This window comes from Xenorhabdus sp. IM139775, assembly GCF_028598745.1.
Classification (GTDB): Bacteria; Pseudomonadota; Gammaproteobacteria; order Enterobacterales; family Enterobacteriaceae; genus Xenorhabdus.
This window is the reverse complement of sequence record NZ_JAQRFK010000226.1, coordinates 1-749: the sequence shown is the minus strand read 5'-3', so window position 1 is coordinate 749 and position 749 is coordinate 1. Positions and strand designations below refer to the sequence as shown.

The 749-nt window shown below is 38.5% G+C and carries 1 protein-coding gene and 1 pseudogene; both read right to left on the bottom strand.

Going from position 1 to position 749, the window contains the following annotated elements; all coding sequences use genetic code 11:
• A partial coding sequence (locus tag PSI17_RS17155) for an acyl-CoA thioester hydrolase/BAAT C-terminal domain-containing protein (RefSeq protein ID WP_273553104.1) occupies window positions 1-242 on the bottom strand: 242 nt, incomplete at its 3' end.
• 157 nt (window positions 243-399) lie between these two features.
• Window positions 400-749 (bottom strand): annotated as a pseudogene (locus PSI17_RS17150) (hypothetical protein); the annotation flags it as partial.

Sequence of the window (749 nt, the reverse complement as noted above, 5' to 3'; positions counted from 1 at the left end):
TTATTGGACATTTCGGCTGGAGATTCACGCTGGATACTATGAATGACATCATCAATAAAGAAACGCCCCCCACCATTCATTGAAATAGCTGCCGTAATAAAATCCGCTTGAGAAGCGATCATGTTGGTCACAATAGCGCCTTCACTTCCGCCGAGAAGGACAATATGATGATACTTATTTTTTAATTGATTTAAGACAATAAGATAATCTTTAACGCGTTTTGATGGTGAGTCATTCTGCATATATACCTGTGGGCATGCCGAATGTTCAACTTCAGCACCATTTTTGCCGATGCTGCTATCAAGCAGGGCGAGAGCATGAAAGACTAATTTTTGAACGAATTGTGTAAATAAAGCACTAATTCATACTTTAACAAGACCAGATTGAGTGATCTTTATTCTAATTATGGTTGCGTAGCATACATTTCAAGCTCAAAAAACGTTCACGCTCTCGCCCTGTGCTATCAAGCCCTGATTTTTCTACCAGAAGAATATCATTCTCAGGAAAAGCGATGCCAAAATTTTCTATCATGGGTTGGTTGTTGATAACACTTTTACAATCAGATCCCTGAATTAAGACAAGCAGACCTTCGGAAGGTGTTTTATCTCGCTGTATCAGATAGTAAATAATATCTTTGCCATCATTCCCCCGCAGGTGATGAATGGTATATTCAGCCATGGCCTGCTGGGATATTGAGGTTAAAACGAATATAAGGTAAATAAGTATTTTTTTCATCATAATCCGACTAT